The following is a 19,104-nucleotide window of genomic DNA, read 5'->3' on the forward strand; positions in this document are numbered from 1 at the left end:
GCCTAGGTAGTTCGGCTGCGCTGCGAGGAGGATCCAACCCAGACAGGCTGCGGACCGTAGATCAGAAGTTGGTGACGAAGTACTTCGCTGTTCTGGCGGCCGGGTTCCTAGCCTCATTCCTCGTCGCAGGACGACCGCTCGGCTCTTTCTGGAGACTGTCGGGACAATACGACTTCAGCTCCAAAGTCGATACGCGCCCGAGCTTGGGTCCTCTTGACATCCTGCCCACCAGTGCTGTCATCTTCGTCGTGGTCATCGCAGGCATGCGCCGATCCTACCGACGGTCGCCGACCGCCATTGAACTCGTGGCCTTGGTGGTCACGGCGGTTGTGACGCTTGGCTCGGGTGCGCGCTTCCGATTCATGTTGCTCGTGATCGGGTGGATCATCGTTCAGTTCGTGCCGGCATGGACCCAGAGTAAGCGGCGCTATCGACCCATGCAGGTGTTCATACTCTGTGGAGTGATACTGGGCGGTGGGTTCCTCACGCTTGGAATCATCGGTGACGCCGGATCTCCCAGGAGAGCAGAATCGTCTGCCAGTACGTTCCCCGATCTAGTCGAGACCGGTGTCGACAGCATCGACGTCGTAGGCAGTGCGGAGCTTCTGGTAGCACGAGGGGCCACTCCCGGCCTGCTCGGAGGAAGGTCGTACTACGAGCTCCCGAACAGACTGCTTCCAAAAGCTGTCGTAGGTGATGAGAACAGAACCCCGCCCAGCGTCCTGATTATTCAGGACTATCTGGACAAAAATTCAGGGTACAGCGCCGCCTACTGGTTGGAAAGCGCGCTGAACTTTGGCCGATGGGGGACGTTTTTGTTTTGTGCGGCACTGGCCTTCGGTGCCGTGCGAATACTGGTATGGGCGCAGTTCTCGACCAATGGGATCGGTATCGCGACCTATCTGCTGGGACCGGCGGTGCTGTTCGTCATGTATCAGCTATTGAGCAGGATTGCCACTGAACAGATGCTGCAGACATTCGCCAGCATTGTTCTTGGGATCTGGCTCGGCGTACGTACTTTCAACGACCGTTGTGCTGGTGGCGGGGTGGACGGAGACTCGGACCAGGCCCAGCACGATTCAACACTGCGCGCCAGAACCTGGGCGTGAGTCCGGGTATCGAACATTGGCCTGGCGAACACGACCTGCTCCGCCGGAAAACCGAGTCGGATCCGGCCGCCCCTCGATACGGATGAACTTCGTCTGGGTTGCGCTTAGTACCGTCCTGTTCCAGTCCTGCCAGTGGCTGATGTTCGCTACACTCGCCCGGGATGCAGGTAGCTCGGCAGTCGGACGGTTTGCGTTCGCGCTCGCGGTCACGTCGCCGCCCATCATATTTGCAAATCTTAACCTCAGAATTGTCATAGCAACAGACGTGCGTTCTACGTTTACCTTTCGTGACTATCTCATGTTGCGGGTCTGGTGTCTTTCCTTCTGTCTGGCTGGAGTGATCGGCGTTGCGGCCGTAGCCTGCGATTCTGGGTATGATGCGACACTGATCGCGGCTGTTACCCTGGCCAAGGTGTTCGACTCCATATCCGACATAATTTATGGATTGCTACAGAAGTATGAAATGATGGGCCGGGTGGCGCTGTCGAGATCCGCACAGGGGATCTGCCAGTTCTTGGCTCTTTTCGTTACACTCCGGTTCTCTGACGACCTGCTTTTGGTCACTGTGGCCTGGGCCGCGATGTCCGCAGTCGTCACTGTCTCCTACGACATCAGGTCGGTGGCCGTCGTTCGGCGGCGATATCCCCAGGAGCTGCAGTCGTCAGACGGGGCCGCTTCCCTCAGAGCGGCACGCAAGCTTTTCAGGATCTCTCTGCCACTGGCGGGAACGGCAGTCCTCGGGTCCATCATCGGAAATCTTCCGGTGTACGCACTGAAACACTGGCGCTCGGTGCGCGAGGTAGGAGTTTACTCGGCTCAGCAGCGATTCATCACTGTTATTGGGCTTACCTTCGCCGCCTTGGTTCAGGTTGTGATGCCAAGGCTTGCCCATCAGTTCAACGAGAGCCGCGACAGGTTTCGTGGACTACTAGTGAAGCTGATCATTGCAGCACTCCTGAACGCCGGGGTAGGGCTCGCGTTCGGCCTGGTCGCCGGCGAGGCGCTCCTTCGACTGATCTATGGTCCTGAATATACTGACGTCGCGCTGTTCACAATTCTTGTCGCCGCAATGGGCGTGGCCCTGCTGTCGGTGGTGCTCGGAATGGCCGCTACCGCGGCGCGGATTTTCAAGATTCAGTTCTGGGCTGGTATTGCACAACTGGCAGTCACGGTCGTTGTGCTCGTTCTACTCACCCCGAAAATCGGATTGAAGGGCGCTGCGACCGCGTCTCTCGCAGGGGTCGTCGCCTACACCGGGCTGATGGTTCCGGCCCTGCTGCGGAGTGTGGCGGCGGCTGGCCAGAAGCCCCCACTGTCCGAGAACCCAGCCATCGAGGTGCCGGCGCAGAGAGCTTTTGGCAGCCAACTGCCTGATGAATCGCCTCGTAGGAATCTGAGGCCGACTCTCGTCGTCCAGCCACGATCGCGACGCCATGGACGGCATCGATATCGACGACGGTGACACCGAGAGTAGAGCGCCGGTCGGATAGTCAGGCTGCTTGCTGATCGTTTTTCTGGCGGGCGATGACGTGGAGGCCGTGGACGACGGCGGTGCGGCGCAGGTCGAAATCCCGGTCGGTAGAATCCCGTTGTGGTGGATTCTTCTGGTCCCGCCCCGGTATGCGGGCGGCTGACCGACCGAATCGGTATCGGCGTACTGACCCGACTGGTGGACCGGGACCTGGTCGACGAGGTGCTCGCTGATACCGGCAAACGTGAGCAGCGAACAAGGCTGCTGCCGGCACGGGTGGTCGTCTACTACGTGATGGCACTGTGTCTGTTCTTCGAGGAGAGCTACGAAGAAGTGATGCGGATCCTCGTGGACGGCCTGCGTTCCCTGGGATCCTGGTCAAAGGACTGGCACGTTCCGACGACCAGTGCCATCAGTAAGGCCCGCACCCGGCTGGGACCCGAGCCCCTGCAGGTGCTGTTTGAACGCGTCGCGGTCCCCTGCGCGCAGCGGGGCACCCGCGGGGCGTGGCTTCGAGGCCGGCGCCTGATGGCGATCGACGGCTTCGTGCTCGACGTCCCCGACACCCCCGACAACGACGCGGCCTTCGGCCGCTCTGGCGGCGAAAAAAGACCCGTCCCCTTCCCGCAGGCCCGCCTCGTCGGCCTCGGCGAATGCGGAACCCACACGATCGTCGCCGCCGAACTCGACTCCTGGCACATCAACGAGCACCGCCTCGCCGAAAAACCAGTCGACAGATTCGAGCCCGGCATGCTCGTCATCGCCGACCGCGGCTTCTACAGCTTCCTCTTCTGGAAAGACGCCGCCGCCACCGGCGCCGACCTGCTGTTCCGCATGCCCGCCGGCCCCGAACTACCCGTTGTCGAAACCCTCCCCGACGGCTCCTACCTGTCCTTCCTGCTCGACCCGAAAGTCCGGCGCAGACGAGCCGTCCAGAAACACTGCGGATCCACCCTCGTCGAGCCACCCTCCGGCCCCACCGTCCGGGTTATCGAATACGAGGTCACCAACCGCGACGGCAGCGGCGTGCGGTCCCGGTCGAAAGGTATTGCGACGACAGCGTGGCGTACTGCGTGACTCTCGAAGAGGCGGTGCGGGTGCGCGATGCGGTCGCTGCGCGGCTGGCGGAATTCGGGATGGAGCTACACCCGGACAAGACCCGCATCGTGTACTGCAAGGACGTCGACCGGCGTGGCAACCATGAGGTCACGTCGTTCACGTTCCTTGGGTACACGTTTCGGCCACGGCTGTCCCGTAATCGGTGGGGGAAGCACTTCGTGAACTTCACCCCCGTGGTCAGCAGGGAAGCGGTCAGGCGGATGAGTCGGGAGATACATTCTTGGCACATTCCGCGGCGCAGCGACAAGTCGCTTCAGGACCTGGCGCGCGCGTTCAACCGCATCGTGCAGGGTTGGATCAACTACTTTGGACGCTTCTACAAGTCCATGTTGTATCCGCTCTTTTAGCAGCTGAACACGAAGCTGGTGCAGTGGGCCACACGGAAATACAGACGGTTGAAACGCCGGGAACGTCGGGCGCGGCAGTGGTTGCGGCGGATCGCGCGCCAGGAGCCAGCACTGTTCGCGCACTGGCGGTTCGGCGCCTACCCCTAACGGCTGAGCAATGGGAGCCGGATAAGTCGAGAGGTTCATGTCCGGTTCTGCGAGCGGCGGCGGGTGAGATTCCCGCCGCCGACTCTCCCGGTCGTGCACTGCTTGTACGCCGCCGAGAACGACCACCGCGGCGCCTTCGGCTCGACCTCTGGATCCGGCCGCGACCGGCCATCCTCACGATCTTCCACCCTGCCATCATCGACCAGGCCCCGCCCGGCCGTCACCGACACCACCACGATCCTCGTCTCCTCAACCCGCCCTGGTCACAAGATGATAGGCACCGCCTGTCTCATCCCATCTTGACGGGTAGGGCCGACGCTACCGGGGGTTGGTCGCGGATCGCAACCAACAGGGCCCCTGGCGCAGACAGAAGCGGCTTGTAACCACCTCTCAGGCAAGTAGATGTCGGTATGATGAATGTTCGGTCAGCCCATTTGTCGAGCGTAGGTGCACTATCATAGATACTGTACGAGTAGAATATTCCATCCCCCTCAGAGTACTGATATCCTTTGCCCCCGGTGCGGATTGTCATGTAGATCGGCCAGAATCCAAGACGCGAGATCGCCAGCTTGGCCAACCTGGCGACGGGCCTACCTTGACCGAAGCGGTTCGCATCTGAAATCATTACTACACGTCTAGCGACTCGGGTCATCTCGTTAACGACGATGGACGGTACGGGCACATGATGCAGTAGCCCCGTAGCGCAGACGGCATCAAAGCTGTCGTCGGGGAATGGAAGGCTGCTTCCACTTCCACAAACAAAATTCGCACCCACGCTCCTGTCGGAGTTACGCAGCAGGTCGATCACGGGTTCCAACCCGATAACCTGCATCTGCGGGTGACGGCGCTTGAGGTAGACCGCCGCCCGGCCGGTTCCGCTCCCAACATCCAGGACCGAGGTCAACTCAAGTCCGGATGCCAGACCTGACATATGAGAGAGCGCAACGAAGTGCGCATCATGTGGGTGTACGTGATCGGCGTCATACCGGTCGGCGGTTGCCGCATAGTACCGACGCTGAGAAATTTCTGCTACACGTTGCGCCTGGTTCATCCTGATCCTTCTCGAAAGTATGAGCTGTCCTGGATGGCGCAGCGCCACTCATCGCCGAAGTCTCCAACCTGGGCGATGAATGGCGCGCATTGTCACGCCGCGCTGGGGGCAATGAATCATCGAGTTGAATGACTGACACGGAGCCTCCGTCCAGCGAGACATGTGCGAGGAGTTGTTCGCTAAACGCGATGTCGTTCGGCGCGTTACTGCCTCCGCCCGGCACCAGTCGACCAGCACCGGATGGAAAACAAAGATCGTCCTCCCGCGTCAGCTACCACCGGCCTCAGCCCGACCCTGGGCCGCAGCCAGTACAGCCGCGTTTATTCGACGTGCATGTTCGGCCGGGTTGTATGACTCAGCCAGGCGTTTCCGTAGCCGATTCTCGTCAATCTCGCCGGACCGCGACAGAGCGATCACTTTTCGCATCGCCCTCGCCAGTGCCGATACATCGCCGGCGGTATAGAGCACCGCAGTGACACCGTCCTCCAGGACCTCCCATTCAGGAGTCTGTAGGGTGATGTCATCACAGGTCACCATCATGGTCCCATACGCCAGACTCTGGAGAGCGGACAGCCCAACCATTCGGGGCGCTACCGACACGTCCGCAGCGGCATAAACCTTGGCCAGCGTAGCTTCGTCATAGCAGGGTCCGAAGAAGGAAACTGCAGCCCCTGACTCGACCGCCACAGCCTGCAGCCGGGGAAGATCTGGACCATCTCCGACGATAAGGTAGTTGACCGGGAACCCGGTGCGGCCCAGCCACGCAACAGCAGAGATACATTCGTCCACTGCTCGATCAGAGACAAGCCGAAAGCTCGAAACAACAAGTGGAAGACTTGGGTCCGGAAACCTTTCGAGCACTGCTTTGACCGACGAGGGCTCGATAGACTGTGCGGCAGCATCTTGGGCTGGTAGGTCCAGGCTGTTATGCACGACGAATAGCCGATTGGCGGGAAGCCCGTAGGACTCCGCCAAGCGACGGCCGTACTCGCTGTACAGCAGAAGGCCGGTTGCGCACCGATAGAAGCAGCGCCGGACGAGAAGCCGGAGCCCTCGCTCAGGACGAGCCCAACCATGGGTCCAGAACAGCACCGGCAGTCCCAGCAGACGAGCAACTATCGCACCGAGCCAGGTCGAGATGAACGCCCAGTCGCCAGTAATGATGAGTACGTCGAACCGTCTCGCCACGATCTCTCGGAGCAACCCCTGCTGCCATCGGATGGGGCCGATCCTCCTCGTACGGAGCCGAATAAAGTCCTCCGGACGGCCCGGGATGTGGGTCCGGTACCCAGGCAGGATTGGTTCGGTGCCACCCAGGAAATAATACTTGATGTCTGGAATTCGCAGGAGCTCGGCGAGGACTGCGGCGCGATAGACGGGAAAGCACTCGGCAACCACTCCGACTCGGAGATCAGATATACCGGCGGAGAGCTTTCCCAAGTGCGGCATGAATATCTCCGGTCAAGTAGAAGAAGGGATGGGTGGGCTGCCACCTTCGCCTACCAGACGGTGGCAGCCTGGAATGGATCTGATCCGCGACTGCCGTCGCGCATCGCGGGCGCGGGGCAGATGCCTCGCCGAATAGTCTCCAGGTTCTCCACGTACTTCGTCAGGGACAGTTGCCTGGCGCGGATCACCGCAAGACGAGAAAATTCCTTGAGCATATTTCGGTCGCAATCGAGCCGTGCCACAGCATTCGCAATAGCATAAGGATCACGAACTGGCACTATATAACCGTTCTGACCATCGGTCACGACATCTCCACAACGATCGGTGGTAATAACGGGAAGGCCTGCCGACATGGCTTCCAGCTGAGTCAACGCGAAGCTGTCGGATAGAGTTGGAAGAACGAACAGGTCACCCGAGGTCAGAAACTCCGCTGCATGGGAGCGCGGGATCGGGCCGAGGAACTTCACGTTACTCGGCGTTGCCTTTCGTAGGACGTTGGCATCTACCCCGATCTGTCCCGCAACGATAAAGTCGACCTCGGGAAGTAGCTGTGCTGCCAGCAGTAGATATTGGATACCCTTGGACAAAATAACGCGACCGAGCCACATTACCTTGAGTCGACCGTGTGGACGTGGTGGCCGCGCACCAACCTTCAGACTCGGCGCATCGTAGGCCAGAGGAAGCACGAATATCTTGTCGGGCGAGCACCCTTCTTTCAGCGCAGATTTTCGGGCCCAGTTGGAGTTAACCACCACCGCGGAGGCGGCTTTCCATTCATCGTGGGCTCGGTCGAAATACGCCTCGTGTATCGTCGGAGGGCGCCCTTCCCATTCCGGCCAAAGGAGCCTTTCTGCTGCAACCTCTTCGTAGTAGGACCGTCCACATCCAGTCTGGTCGAGTATCGTGGGGACTCCCTGGTCACCCAGATATCGAAGGCTTTCCAACGCGCCACCGAAGTAGCCAAAGAATGCGTCCTTATTCGGATCGAAGCGGCGCCTACGCAGGTCCTTACGCACCAACGTGTCGAACCTTCTGCCGATTTCTATGCATCGAAGCTCGTGCGCGTAATTTCGGGAGAAACGGTGCGCGACAGCACTCCGAATGTGACTTGGGCCCAGCTGTAGTTCATAACTCTTTACCGATCGGATCCGCCGATCTGCACGTCCGGCGTAACGAACCATCGGGCCAGGAAGTTTCGGAATAGAGCTGAGCGGCAAACGGCACCATGCATCGGTGTACAGTTGGTCTAGCGTCGAGTAAACCTCAAGCCCGACAGCCGTCGCGTAGTGCTCTCGCGCGCCGATCTGTGACACCATCCAGCCCATTACTACCCCTGACTTTGTGCTGAGTACATGCCGCGGCAACGTTGTTTTCCTAGCGCGAACAAGGCTCGTTTATCCGCATCACCGAAAGCTCGCTTCAAACAATGGATACCCTGCCGCCCGGAGGGTGGCGCATCAGTCATCGATCCCGGTTTATTTTGCTTTCACATAGATTCGCAAAGTGTGGATGATAGCGCCACAATAATGCGGCCGCAGATGTGCATGATGAATGGTTCCGTCTAGGGCTTGAAGAATATTGCCGTGTCCCAGACGGCCGAACTTGTCCAGACCCTCCGCCATGTCTTGAGCGTTTCCATGACTTCCGACCAGACCGGACCGTCAGCGCCTTGGGTTTGGGTCCGCGAGTTCGGCGACCGTGAATCGGAGGGTAGGTAGCGTTCAACATTGTCGATGACCAGGAGACCTCCCGATCGGATCTTCGGCAGCGCGAGGCGGGCACAGTGATCGCGGCAGATCCCATCCACAAGAACAAAGTCAAGGGATTTGTCGTCGAACTGGAGCGCTGTTCTGGCGTAGTCGCTGTCGGCGTTGCCGCCGGGTGTACCCGTCTCCGACCTGAGGAGATATTCCACGTTGCCGAAACAATCGTTGGTAATTTTGTCGGATATTACGTTGTACCAGGCCGGATTGTGCTCGACGCTGGTGAGGTGGTGTAGCCGGCGGGCGAGCCATACCGTGCTACGGCCAGAACCAAATTCCAGACCGCAGTCTGTCGGTCGGAGAGCAGATTCAATGATCGAGTTTGCCTGCGGAGTGAGCCAGGGTCGATCAGGCTTGGTCCGGCAGTAGAACTCTCCATAGGCGCGGTTCACTATGTAACGGGGGGTCCAATGCCGAACAGCACGCATGAGCGGGTTATATCATGGGTACACTTCTCCATCGGAGACCGCATGATTCCCGGCGTGTCCTCGGTCGGAACTACGGGAAATCCGTTCGGACTGATTGTTCCGATATGAGACCCATGGAAGTTCCGTCTGGCGCATACAAGTGTGGGCGATCTCGTTGTTCCCTGGGACGGATGCGGCATGTAATTCGGTTCTAGCGACGATCACGTGGCGGCCCGGTCCCAGCCGGCCAGACCGGCATGTCTAAAATCGGCGACATTCAGTCTTGATGATCTTTGGGTTCTGCTCCCGCACTTGACGGATGTGATTGTCGACCCGGTAGAGAGGGGCGGTAACCTTCTGCGGTTGGGCGCCTGCCCGAGGGTGACTAGATGGCACCTGCCCGTGCTGGAGAACGTCCGTTCACCGAATTATTCTATGTTTGTAAAGCGACATTTACGATCTTGATAAGAGGTGTAGCTCGCATGCAAAGGCGAGCCACTGGCACATCTTGAATACGGGGTAGTTGTCCTTATCTGCGGCGATCAGCGTGTACTTGTCGGTCACTGATGGCGTTGCGCGAAGAAGGTGGTCGCTTTTGAGGGGAACTCGCGCTCCATCCGGAGTTCCCGGTTCTCCTTCTCCAGTTCGCGGAGCCGGGACCGTTCGGACATCGACAACGGTTCTTCTTCGCCTTGGTGTGCCCGCGGCCAGGTAGCGACCCAGCTCGCCAACGTTCCTTCGTTGGTACCGAGATCCTTCGCGACCGCCGATGTTGGACGGCCCGAATCGATGACGAGTTTCACCGCCCCGTCCTTGTGCTCGGGTGTGAACAGCCTGCGTGACTGACTCATTGATCTCCTCCGTTCGCGGATCAATTATCCCCTATAGGGATCACAGTCCGAAGAACGGGGCCCACCTCAGAACTGCTTGAAGTGAATGCCGATGTGCGTGGCGGGTGCGGGCCGCTCTCGACGGCATGGCCGGCCCGCAGCGACAGGTCGGACAACCGCGATCTGCGGTGGGCGCGGCGGTGCTACGTCATGCAGGCTCAGCCAGCACCAGTAGCGAGAACCCGCCGAGGAGTCGGGCCGCCAGGTCCGGACTCATCCGGTAGGCGATCGCGCGGGGGATCCGCGCAGCTCTTCGGCCTCGTCCAGTCCCTGTTATCTCCAGCCCGCCGCGGGTGTACGTCTCTTCGCGTACCCGGTAGCCGGCGTCGGCGAGTGTGGCGAGCGCAGTCTCGCGACTGAAGTAGTGCAGGTGCCCTACACTCTGCCGAGCCCGAATGATCGGCGTCGAACGCAGGACTGACTGCACTGACAGATCCAGCGGGATGTGGAAGATGAAACTATCGGCCCGGTCGCGAAAATCACGGAGGAATCCCAGATAGTCGTCGACATGCTCGAAGACGTCGACCATCAGAAGAAGGTCGAAATGCTCATGACTCTCACGGGCGTCCCCAACGACGAGTTCGACTACAGTGTTGCCCTCGCTTTCTCTGATCCGCAGCGGCGCTTCGGAGATCTCAAAACCAACCAGGCGGCGAATTCCGGGAACCTGTTCTTGCAACGTATGTAGCACCCGGCCGGTTCCGCATCCGACATCGCAGACAGTATCTGGTCGAAGGTGGTTACGGGACATGATCTCTGCTATCTGGAGCGCCTTCCAGGCTCCATCGCCGTCATGCCAGTCAGGATTGCTTCTGATATATCTTTGGTCGGTATACAAACTATTCTGGTGAATCATGTGGCTGCCCCTCTACGATCGACCTGATCCGGTGGGTCAGAGCCCGGCAATCTGGTGATAAAATTCATCGGCGCTCTGCAGGGTGGTGGCCCGACCGGCGCGCATGGTTACAAGGGTTCTGTTCTGTTCGGTCGCCCGTTTACGGAGGGCGCGGTCCGCCAGCGCGGAAACGACCTTCGCCGCGATGTCTGCCGAACTTTCCGGATCGCAGAGCAGGCCGTTCTCTCCAGGTACAATCCACTCGCGGATGGATGCCGTGTCGCCAGCTACTGGGAAGCAAGCAGCCGACATCCCTTCGATCAGGGTGTTCGGTGTTCCGTCGTGGACGCTCGGGGAGACAAACACATCTGCGGCGCCGAAAAGCTCGAGCATCCGGTCTGCGGACTGGTGGGAAAGGAACCGGCAGCTCTTCTCCACCCCGAGGTCCCTCGCCAGATCGCGAAGCCTGTTATGCGTGCAGTCCGCGAAGACGAAGACCACCCTCGGGTCCGCCCGGAGGATGCTAGGAAGCGCGTGTATGAAGTTGGCAAGGCGTAGATACACGCGTGGACCTCGTGGGCTGAACACCACTGGTGTCTCCGGTGCCAACCCCATCTCGCTCCGGGTGCGTGTACCAAGATCTCTGACGTTAGTGGGTACCGAGATGCCGCCGTTGCCGGGGAGAACAACGGTCGGCCGCCCGGCCGGGTATCCCCAGGACCGGGACAGGTTGATGTCCCGTACGCAGTCCGAGATGAGTCCGTCGGCCTTGGTGAGGGTCCGCCACGTGTGCCGCCGCATCAGTTTGGTCGTCGGCGCGTGCAGGGTCAGGTCATTTCCCCAGATCGAGACGACGGTCCGATGCCCGCCTGCCAGCAGCGTACCGAACATCGCTTCAAAAGGAATACGCAGGGCATGTACAACCTGCGGCTGAAAGGCATGGACGACCTTTTGGGCAGCTGGAAGGTGACGTACTAGATCGCGCGGTGCCACATGCCGATGCACCGAAGTCCGCATTTGCTCTATGGCGAGCGACGAAGGCCGGCCGCTCCGGCGGCTGGAGGACCGGCGCAGGTCGCGCGTGGGTGGCACGGGTTGGCCGTCTGCGCCCGGATCACTGTTGGTGCCCGGTCCGCTTGAGGGAAGCGTCCTGTGTCTGCGAGAGATAGCGCCGGCTAGCGATGCCAGCGCGATCGGAATCTCGTCGATACATACCGGATCGTCACCCGCTTCGGTCGGGAAGGAAGACACGACATGGCATTCATGTCCGAGTGAGCAGATGCCTAGCACCCACTGCCGGGCGATGATGCTGCGCCAGTCTGCGACGAACAGGATCCTCATGCAGAAGCCTCCGTCCGCCGTTCCGTCGATTTTGGCGCCGATGGTGCGGGGTAGTCGTTCCCCGGTTGATAGCGCTGATCAATCGCCATGGTCTTCCCGCGTCTGGTCAGCAGGTCGTCACCCGGCACTGATACGACCGAGACGTGCAGGCGGTCGCCTACCCGAGCCTGGAGAACCTGGCGAGCCTTCTCTAGATCGCTGGCCCGCGGGGCTTTGTCTGCGGTCGTCACCCGTAGCTGAACTTCACCGCGGCGTTCCTGACGGAACTGGAACCGGTCAAAACGTGCGAATACCTCGTCGTGGAAGTTGAGTGCCGCCGACGAGATAGGTTCGTCTTCCCGGCCGTACACCAGTGACTGGTCCCATCGGCCCGCGAGTTCCCGTAGCACGTCAAAGGGGGACCCGCAGCGGCAACGCCGTACACCCGGCCCCGCCGGTGCGAGAACGCCGCTGTCCTCAGTGTCGTACCGCAGCAGCGGCATAGCCGCGTTGGTCATCCCGCTGCCAATCACCCGCTCGTCGACTACCTCGACTACGCCGTAGGTGGGAGCCAGGTGATAGTGGCCGGGCAGCATAGGGCACTCGCCACCGAAAGCCACCTTCTCGCTCTGCCCGTACCAGCGGATGGGTGTCGCCCCGAACACCTCACGAAACAGCTCGAGCTGCCAGTCGAATGTCCCCTCGCTGGCCAGCAGCACGGCACGGATCCGGCTCAGCTCCGGATGCGGGCCGGTGCGTGCTACCCAGCGGGCGAAGGGAGTGATCGCGGAGGGGTACCCCCAGATTGCAACGGGACGTAGCTCGCGGATCTGGCCAATGAGTTCGGTGAAGATGCGGTCCGACAGATGGAAAGGCGAGACGAGCAGGTGGTTGTAGGTCCGCTGGAACACCATCGGTCGCCCCGCGAAACCTTCGCCCAGGCTACCGCCACGAAACGTGATTTTTGGGTCCGTGAGTCGGACCCCAGCTCGTCCCCACACGTGGGCGATATGCGCCCACTCGGTAAAGAACGAGGTGTATGAGACGCGCAGGTCCAGTGGCCGTCCTCCGGTCCCGCCCGTGGTGACTTGGCGTGCCGGCACGTGGGGATGAACGAAGGAGGACGCTGCTCGGCGGACGTCCTCCTTCGTGAGAACGGGTGGCGGGCCATAGTTCCAGTGAAGGTACTCCGGATGCTGCTGATAATAGTCGATCGATCGTGCCCAGCGGTCGATGAATCGACGCAGACGCTGTTGTTGCCACTGGTGGATCTCAGCTGGCTCGGCACGCTCGAGGCGGCTGAGAGTGCGTGTGTGTGTCTCGACGAGAGGGCTCCGGCAGGCCGCGGTGAACGCGGCGGCGGCCGTGCGTGACCGGAACAGCCTCGAGCCCGTCATGTCGTACCTACCCGTGGGTTTCCCGCATGATCGTGGGCTGGAACGAGTTCCACCCGGCCCTTCCACGCGAAGTGCGGCTCGGCGAGCAAGGTCACCCCCGCGGCCAGGGAACTGAGCGGACCACACCAATTCTCGTCGTCTCCGACCAGTTCGATGTCGCGCCAGTCCCCTGCTGCCAGGGGGAGGTGGCGGCATATGAAAGCCTGTCGAACAGTCGGAATCCGGTCCGGATCGAAGCCGAACAGGTAGGTGGTGGCGGCGTCCACTGCGGCCGGCGTGCGCCCGAAGGCCAAAAGCCGACCAGGGATCGCGTCGGGGTTCAGCGGTCCGTTTCGGTGTCCCGCAATGACACCGTCCACCAGCACCACATGACGGCGTGCGGTGGGCTGAGAGGAGAGCGTTCCGTCCGCCCGGCCGTACATGACGATCTTGTTGAGGTCGAGGGACATTCGCCAGACCGTGTCGTTGCCCCACCAGTTGCCACTGCGGATGGCCGTGTCGCCGTCACCGAAGACATGTGTGCCGCCCTGCCGGGCGAGACGCATGACATGTCCGCCGACTCGAGGCCAGGCCAGCGCGGCTCGACGTAGGCCCGCCACGGCCTTCCGTTCAATGCGGTGTCGCGTGTCGGCTCGAGGATGCTCGTCGCCGTTGTTTCCGGGCCAGCCTTCAGTATGATGAGGCAACCAGTTCTTGTCCGCGTTCACACCGACCAGGTTCTTCATGCCGAGTGTGATCCCGGCTTTCTTGTGGCTTTTAAGCTTGGGTATGTTGATGATGAGATCTGCGTTCATAACCGTCCCGGAGAGCAGGTACTCGTGGCGGCCTCCGGAATGGTGTTCATTGACCACCCGTGAGTCGTAGTCGGCACCGTAGTAGCGGCCCGATCCTCCGTGATCGACGAACTCGCTCGAGTGTCCGAGGTCGAAGGCGACGGCACCAGCTGGGTCCCCGGTGAGTCGGTGGCGCGCCACGACGACGTCGCCACGCGTTGTCCATTCCTCCTGGCGCAGGTCGACGAGCTCGAACTGCAATCCGCGGTCCAGATAGAACCGGCTCAACTGGTCGAGCCCGAGAACGGTGGAAATCGCGGCAAATGACGAATCGGTCTGGGGTGCGTCCGCCACGACGACCCGTCCTGACCGGCCTACCGCCAGGAAAGCGTAGTCGGCTACTGCCCGAATCACGGAGCCGTGGGTGAGCACCCACTTCCATCCTGCGGAAGCCCGGGGATGGGATTCGCGTACGAGGTTGGGTTTGACCACCACGGTGCCACCTGAGGCGACCAGATCGCCGAGTGGGTTCCAGGAGGACGTGTCGACCGCCGTCGGATCGAGCCCGGCCAGGCGGAGCACCGTGCGCACGGCAGCGTACACCGGATTAGGTTCGTCGTTGACGTGGCCCAGGTCGTACTCCGGATAGGACGTGTCCGGAGAGAAAGGGGCGTTCGATGGGTAGGCCGCGGCCGCGGTGCGGGTAAAAGCCACCTGATGGGTTTTGTCTCGGATGTTGTACGGCACTCCACGGTCTATTTCCTGGCGTTCAGTCATTGTCGGCCGTCCCTACGGCTATCTGGGTGTGAACCTCGACCGGCAGCCGTGCATTCAGACAGTAAGCAACGACCGTCGCCGGCGTGGTCCGCTGCCAACCGGTCGCCACTTGGCCCTCACGGGTGTGCCAGGTGCCGGGCCCGACCGCGACCAGGCGGAACGGACCGACTCCCCGGTGGTGCTCGATCGTCAGTCCGTGACGCCCCGGCCGGGCCCGCCAGCCGGCCGCGAGATGGAAGAGGATTTCGATCTGATGCTCGCCGGCACCGGTGACCCGATCGGTGATCTGAAGTCCCTTGCCGTCCAGCGTCCAGGCCCTGGCATGCATGGGCCGTCCAGGCAGCCAGCGGTAGCCGTCGTGCGATGCGGTCAGGTCCAGCCTGCCGCCAGCGTCATCGCAGCGGACCGGCCCGAGAACGACCCGGGCCCGGCGTCCGGCGCGGAAGGCGCCCCATACCTCTGTGGAGTCGTGTCCGTCGATGACGACGGTGTTGTGCGCCGAGGTGGATCGTTCGGCGGCCCGGACTGCCCCAAGGGCGTATGTCGATGTTCCGACCTCGACGAGTAGCGGCCAGCCATCGTGCCAGAGGAGGAAGGAGAGCGTGTCCGCATGGGCATGCGCCGGGAGGTCGTCCGGGCAGGGAAGCCCGATGTCTGCCAGTACCCGCCACCGATCGGCGCGCAGCACGGCCAGGCCGGATGAGGGTAGCAGCGTGAGCCCGACCCCCTGCTCCCGAACGTCGTCCGGACCTTTGATCCTGTCCGCCTCCGGCTCCTCACCAGGGAGACTGGGGCAAAGCACGGTCACTGCAGTGGTAGGAACCGGGTAGCCGTCGTTCAGAAGTGGAACAGCGCCATCAGGTGACAACACGCTGCCGAGCCAGGCCCGCATCCGGTATCGCGCATCGATGATCTCGTCGGGTACATGCAGCCCCGCGGCGCCGAGCAGACCGGCCACGTCGTCGAGGTCGGCGAGTACCTGACAGTGGTAGGCGGGCGCGCGTTCGGTATGGCCCCCGTCAGGCAGGATCTGGCGTTCGACCTCGTCGACGAGCCGCCCGGTCCAGCGGTCCACGGCCTGGGGATCGTGGAAGGCGACGGCGGCACCCAGCAGGGCCTTGAGGTTCTTGACCAAGTGGTTGCCGCCGACGTCGGTCTCCAAGTGCAGTCGCAGAAAGACCATGTGCTGGGCAAGATCGGTCCAGATCGCGGAGGCTGTCGCGGTGTCGCCGGACAGCCGGTCGACAAGTCCGCACCAGGACCAGATCCGCAGCGAGACCACATAGGGTGCCCAGGCGTCGCCCCGTCCGGGGGAGGTACTCTCCCGCCAGGACCGGTATAGCGCACGGAAGATCCCGCTCGCCCATCGGCGCTCAGGATGCAGTGCCAGAGACCACGCCCAGTCCCAGTAATGCAGGTGGTACCGCCACAGCGTAGGCGAGTTGCGTTGGATCCAGTCGGCCGGCTCGCCGAGATCCCGACTGTGGCCCAGAAGCGTGAAACGCCCGGCAGCGAGCTCATCGGCCGGCGGCCAGACGTCGTCCAGCCCTGCGTCAAACGGAAGAAACTCGGCTGGCCACCCGGCCCCGCCAAGCGGGCGTGTCCACTGCCGCGCGGCGAGCGCGAGCATTCGTTCCGAGACCACCGGAAACTGATTTGGCGCGGCTCGCTGTGTCCTCAACCGGACGCGGGCAACCGTCTGTTCGGGTCGAAGCAGCGCGACGGTGCGCAGGTAGCGACCCGCATTGTCGATCATGACATCCGCCGTGCGGTGAAGCGGGGACGCGCCGCCTGTCGGATACCCTCGGCGAACGGTCGGGGCGCGAATCCCAGGTCTGTCACGGCGTCGTCGATCGGGAACGCCTTGTCCTCAGTAAGGCGCAGGATCTGTTCGCGCTTGAGTCGCGGCCGGGCCGATCGACGTTCGTAGACTCCCGCGAGTGTGAGCACCGGCCCGACCGGGACGGGCACACAGCGCGGTCGCCGGCCCACCGCGGCGCCGGCCTGGGCGATCACGTCCCGAAGGGTCATCGGAGACGGTCCCGCGGCGGTGTATGCGCGGCCGACCGCCACATCGGCGTTGACCGCACGCAGCACCAGATCGGCGAGGTCGTCGACGTGCACCGGCTGGTGCAGGTGACGGCCGCCGGGCACCAGCAGCACCGGGGACCGCCGCAGCAGCGCGAGCAGACGAGCCATGTTGCGGTCGTCCGAACCGCCGTAGATCATCGTCGGGCGGATGATCGTCCAGTCCAGGCCACTGCCGCGAATGCTGTCCTCGGCGGCCAGCCGCGTCCGCTTCGACGGCGGGTCCAGGGTGGTGAAGATTCCGGTCGTGGAGACGAAGACGGCTCGTGCGATGCCGGCCTCGGCGGCCGCGGTCACGATTGTGTCGGCGTGTCCGAAGCCCAGTGACGCGATGTTGAGTAGCGCATCGGCCTTCGCCGCGGAGAATGCCTCCCGAGTGGATGTTGCGATGTCCAGGTCGCCTCGAACAACCTCGGCGCCGAGCGCGGTCAACCGGCCGGCAGCATCGGTTCCGCGGGCAAGACCGATCACCTGGTGGCCGTCTTTCACGGCTCGACCCACGACGCGGGAGCCGAGGAATCCGCTTCCGCCCGTGACGAGCAACCTCATGCCGATCTCCCTCGGGTGTCGATCGCGAGATGTGGGTCCGTCGGTCCGGGGCGAGCGGGGCGGGGACTGGGAACCGGTGACTGCTCCTCCAACGGCGGCATCGGAGCGACCACGCGCTCCTGACCCGGTTCGTTGCGCGCCCCCTGGTCTCGCGGCGACCCTGGGCCCAGGGCCGCCTCATCCCTGGACACCGCGTCGCCCGGCCGCCCGGTCAGGAGTCCCAGGAGCAGGTCGTGGTAGCGCTGGGCCAGCATCGACCGGTCAAAGTGTTGTGCGACGTACTGACGGGCCGTGCGGCCCATGTCGACGTCCCGCCCCGGATCGGTTGCCGCATCCAACACTGCCTCGGCGAGCGCGTCAGGGTCTTCAGGAGGCACCACGACCGCGCCGGCCTCGGCGAGTATGCGGGCCGCCTCGCCGCGCACCGAGCCGATCACCGGGCGCCCCGCCGCCAGCAGCTCGAACATCTTCGACGGGATGAAGGTGTCGAACAACGGCACGTCCCGCAGCGGGACCAGGCAGATGTCGGCGGAGGCGAGAAGCGTGGCCATGTCCGCGCGAGGGACCGCCGGCGCCAGGGTGGTGTTTGTCAGGCCGAGCTGCCCGACATGGTCGGTCAGCCGCTGCTTGTCGGCTCCCTCGCCTACGAAGGCGAATCGGATCGCCGGAGCCTTCTCGGCCAGTCGGGCCGCGGCGTCCGCGATCGAGGTGAGCCCCTGCGAGATGCCGTGTGCGCCGACGTACAGCACGAGAATGTCGTCCGGGCCGGCTCCCAGCCTCGCCCGTACCTCGGCGGATGCCGGTTCGCCCGGCTGGAAGCGGTCGAGGTCCACGCCGTTGGGAATGACGTGTACTTTTTCCGCCGGGATGCCGCGGCGCACGATGTCGTCCCGGAATCCGTCGGTTACGGTGACAACCGCGTCCGCGGCCCGGTATGCGGCCAGCTCCAGTCGTTCCAGCGCGGCGATGACGCGGCGGTTCTTGATCACTCCGAGCTGAGTGAAGATCGCCGGCCACAGGTCCCGTACCTCGACGACTAGCCGGGCCCGCCATCGGCGGGCCAGCCACCACGCCGAGCCCAGGGGGAAGAACGTGGGCGAGGAGACGACGACGACGTCAGCCGGCCCGGCGAGCCGGCCGCCCAGCAGTACCGAGCTGAGTGTGAAAGAGATGTGGCCGATCGTTTTGCGCAGCACGCCTTCGTTCGGGGTCGCATAAAGCCAGGTCCGCACTATCCGGTAGCCGTCGCTGTGCTCCACTCGCCGGGCCGCGCCGCGGTAGGACGGTGGCACGATGCCGGTCGGATGGTTGGGCATGCCGGTCAGCACGGTGACATCCGCGCCGGCCTGTGCCCAGGCCCGCGCCGTCTCCGAGAGCCGGGCCTGCGGTGCCCCGACCTCGGGGGGGAAATAGTGCGTCACGAGCAGGATGCGTGGCCATCCACTGGGGGGGCCGCTGCTGACCTGCCGCGACGGCGTTGGCGCCGACCTGGTCGTGGACGGCCATGGCCGCGCCGGGGCGACGGGCGATGGGCGGGAGTCGTCTGGCACCCGATGACCTCCTCGACGGTGTGGCGCGGGGTCGCGGGACTGTCTCGACCCAGGCCAAATTC

The 19,104-nt window shown here is 62.9% G+C and carries 16 protein-coding genes and 1 pseudogene; 5 read left to right on the forward strand and 12 right to left on the reverse strand.

Annotated elements, in window-relative coordinates; all coding sequences use genetic code 11:
* Positions 1 to 71 precede the first annotated feature (71 nt).
* From FRANEAN1_RS10540 to FRANEAN1_RS43180, 4 genes are all read left to right on the forward strand, one after another.
* Positions 72 to 1,109 (forward strand): hypothetical protein, encoded by a 1,038-nt coding sequence (locus tag FRANEAN1_RS10540; protein WP_041253977.1) that lies wholly within the window; start codon positions 72 to 74, stop codon positions 1,107 to 1,109.
* An 82-nt stretch (positions 1,110 to 1,191) separates the two neighbouring features.
* A complete protein-coding gene (locus FRANEAN1_RS10545; protein WP_083788195.1) occupies positions 1,192 to 2,571 on the forward strand; it encodes an oligosaccharide flippase family protein in 1,380 nt (459 codons plus the stop codon).
* Positions 2,572 to 2,700: 129 nt separating this feature from the next.
* Complete coding sequence (locus tag FRANEAN1_RS10550) at positions 2,701 to 3,657, forward strand: IS4 family transposase (protein WP_020459747.1); 957 nt, start codon at positions 2,701 to 2,703, stop codon at positions 3,655 to 3,657.
* Positions 3,654 to 4,046 carry a group II intron maturase-specific domain-containing protein gene (locus FRANEAN1_RS43180; protein WP_347177069.1) on the forward strand — a complete coding sequence of 131 codons (393 nt, stop codon included), beginning with the start codon at positions 3,654 to 3,656 and terminating at the stop codon, positions 4,044 to 4,046. Before FRANEAN1_RS10550 ends, FRANEAN1_RS43180 begins: the two co-directional genes overlap by 4 nt.
* Before the next feature lie 436 nt (positions 4,047 to 4,482).
* Here FRANEAN1_RS43180 and FRANEAN1_RS38405 read toward each other — a convergent pair whose 3' ends face one another.
* The 8 genes and pseudogenes from FRANEAN1_RS38405 to FRANEAN1_RS10580 form a co-directional block, all read right to left on the reverse strand.
* Entirely contained in the window at positions 4,483 to 5,244 is a 762-nt protein-coding gene (locus FRANEAN1_RS38405; protein ID WP_083788196.1) for a class I SAM-dependent methyltransferase, read from the reverse strand.
* A 267-nt stretch (positions 5,245 to 5,511) separates the two neighbouring features.
* The gene (locus tag FRANEAN1_RS38410; protein ID WP_020459751.1) at positions 5,512 to 6,693 is read right to left on the reverse strand and encodes a glycosyltransferase; all 1,182 of its coding nucleotides are present in this window, start codon (positions 6,691 to 6,693) and stop codon (positions 5,512 to 5,514) included.
* Positions 6,694 to 6,743: 50 nt separating this feature from the next.
* A complete protein-coding gene (locus FRANEAN1_RS38415) occupies positions 6,744 to 7,709 on the reverse strand; it encodes a glycosyltransferase family 4 protein (protein WP_198145484.1) in 966 nt (321 codons plus the stop codon).
* Positions 7,710 to 8,254: 545 nt separating this feature from the next.
* Positions 8,255 to 8,848 carry a class I SAM-dependent methyltransferase gene (locus FRANEAN1_RS40815; protein ID WP_198145485.1) on the reverse strand — a complete coding sequence of 198 codons (594 nt, stop codon included), beginning with the start codon at positions 8,846 to 8,848 and terminating at the stop codon, positions 8,255 to 8,257.
* A gap of 507 nt (positions 8,849 to 9,355) precedes the next feature.
* Positions 9,356 to 9,714, reverse strand: a pseudogene (locus FRANEAN1_RS10565) (transposase); the annotation flags it as partial.
* A gap of 187 nt (positions 9,715 to 9,901) precedes the next feature.
* Positions 9,902 to 10,609 (reverse strand): class I SAM-dependent methyltransferase, encoded by a 708-nt coding sequence (locus tag FRANEAN1_RS10570; RefSeq protein ID WP_020459756.1) that lies wholly within the window; start codon positions 10,607 to 10,609, stop codon positions 9,902 to 9,904.
* 36 nt (positions 10,610 to 10,645) lie between these two features.
* Positions 10,646 to 11,929, reverse strand: a complete 1,284-nt coding sequence (locus FRANEAN1_RS38420; RefSeq protein WP_020459757.1) for a glycosyltransferase — start codon at positions 11,927 to 11,929, stop codon at positions 10,646 to 10,648.
* A complete protein-coding gene (locus tag FRANEAN1_RS10580; RefSeq protein ID WP_347177070.1) occupies positions 11,926 to 12,822 on the reverse strand; it encodes a hypothetical protein in 897 nt (298 codons plus the stop codon). The genes FRANEAN1_RS38420 and FRANEAN1_RS10580 overlap by 4 nt, the downstream gene beginning before the upstream one ends.
* A 279-nt stretch (positions 12,823 to 13,101) precedes the next feature.
* On the opposite strand from FRANEAN1_RS10580, the gene FRANEAN1_RS43185 reads away from it, so the two are divergent.
* The gene (locus FRANEAN1_RS43185) at positions 13,102 to 13,281 is read left to right on the forward strand and encodes a hypothetical protein (protein WP_347177071.1); all 180 of its coding nucleotides are present in this window, start codon (positions 13,102 to 13,104) and stop codon (positions 13,279 to 13,281) included.
* 20 nt (positions 13,282 to 13,301) lie between these two features.
* Here FRANEAN1_RS43185 and FRANEAN1_RS10585 read toward each other — a convergent pair whose 3' ends face one another.
* Genes FRANEAN1_RS10585 through FRANEAN1_RS10600 form a run of 4 tightly spaced genes read right to left on the reverse strand, consistent with a single transcriptional unit; the run spans position 13,302 to position 19,042 of the window.
* Positions 13,302 to 14,855 (reverse strand): DUF362 domain-containing protein, encoded by a 1,554-nt coding sequence (locus tag FRANEAN1_RS10585; RefSeq protein ID WP_020459759.1) that lies wholly within the window; start codon positions 14,853 to 14,855, stop codon positions 13,302 to 13,304.
* Positions 14,848 to 16,611, reverse strand: coding sequence for a heparinase II/III family protein (locus tag FRANEAN1_RS10590; protein ID WP_020459760.1), 1,764 nt, complete (start codon positions 16,609 to 16,611; stop codon positions 14,848 to 14,850). Before FRANEAN1_RS10590 ends, FRANEAN1_RS10585 begins: the two co-directional genes overlap by 8 nt.
* On the reverse strand, positions 16,608 to 17,492 hold the full coding sequence (locus FRANEAN1_RS10595) for an NAD(P)H-binding protein (protein WP_020459761.1): 885 nt from the start codon (positions 17,490 to 17,492) through the stop codon (positions 16,608 to 16,610). The genes FRANEAN1_RS10590 and FRANEAN1_RS10595 overlap by 4 nt, the downstream gene beginning before the upstream one ends.
* The gene (locus tag FRANEAN1_RS10600) at positions 17,489 to 19,042 is read right to left on the reverse strand and encodes a glycosyltransferase family 4 protein (protein ID WP_020459762.1); all 1,554 of its coding nucleotides are present in this window, start codon (positions 19,040 to 19,042) and stop codon (positions 17,489 to 17,491) included. The genes FRANEAN1_RS10595 and FRANEAN1_RS10600 overlap by 4 nt, the downstream gene beginning before the upstream one ends.
* Positions 19,043 to 19,104 lie beyond the last annotated feature (62 nt).

The organism is Parafrankia sp. EAN1pec (assembly GCF_000018005.1).
GTDB lineage: Bacteria > Actinomycetota > Actinomycetes > Frankiales > Frankiaceae > Parafrankia > Parafrankia soli.

Bases quoted from the DNA above. Each gene is read 5' to 3' on its own strand.
- FRANEAN1_RS38405 (WP_083788196.1), bottom strand. From the start codon at position 5,244: ATGAACCAGGCGCAACGTGTAGCAGAAATTTCTCAGCGTCGGTACTAT.
- FRANEAN1_RS38420 (WP_020459757.1), bottom strand. From the start codon at position 11,929: ATGAGGATCCTGTTCGTCGCAGACTGGCGCAGCATCATCGCCCGGCAG.
- FRANEAN1_RS10570 (WP_020459756.1), bottom strand. From the start codon at position 10,609: ATGATTCACCAGAATAGTTTGTATACCGACCAAAGATATATCAGAAGC.
- FRANEAN1_RS43185 (WP_347177071.1), top strand. From the start codon at position 13,102: ATGCTGCTGATAATAGTCGATCGATCGTGCCCAGCGGTCGATGAATCG.
- FRANEAN1_RS10580 (WP_347177070.1), bottom strand. From the start codon at position 12,822: ATGGTGTTCCAGCGGACCTACAACCACCTGCTCGTCTCGCCTTTCCAT.
- FRANEAN1_RS10585 (WP_020459759.1), bottom strand. From the start codon at position 14,855: ATGACTGAACGCCAGGAAATAGACCGTGGAGTGCCGTACAACATCCGA.
- FRANEAN1_RS10545 (WP_083788195.1), top strand. From the start codon at position 1,192: ATGAACTTCGTCTGGGTTGCGCTTAGTACCGTCCTGTTCCAGTCCTGC.
- FRANEAN1_RS10590 (WP_020459760.1), bottom strand. From the start codon at position 16,611: ATGATCGACAATGCGGGTCGCTACCTGCGCACCGTCGCGCTGCTTCGA.
- FRANEAN1_RS10595 (WP_020459761.1), bottom strand. From the start codon at position 17,492: ATGAGGTTGCTCGTCACGGGCGGAAGCGGATTCCTCGGCTCCCGCGTC.
- FRANEAN1_RS38410 (WP_020459751.1), bottom strand. From the start codon at position 6,693: ATGCCGCACTTGGGAAAGCTCTCCGCCGGTATATCTGATCTCCGAGTC.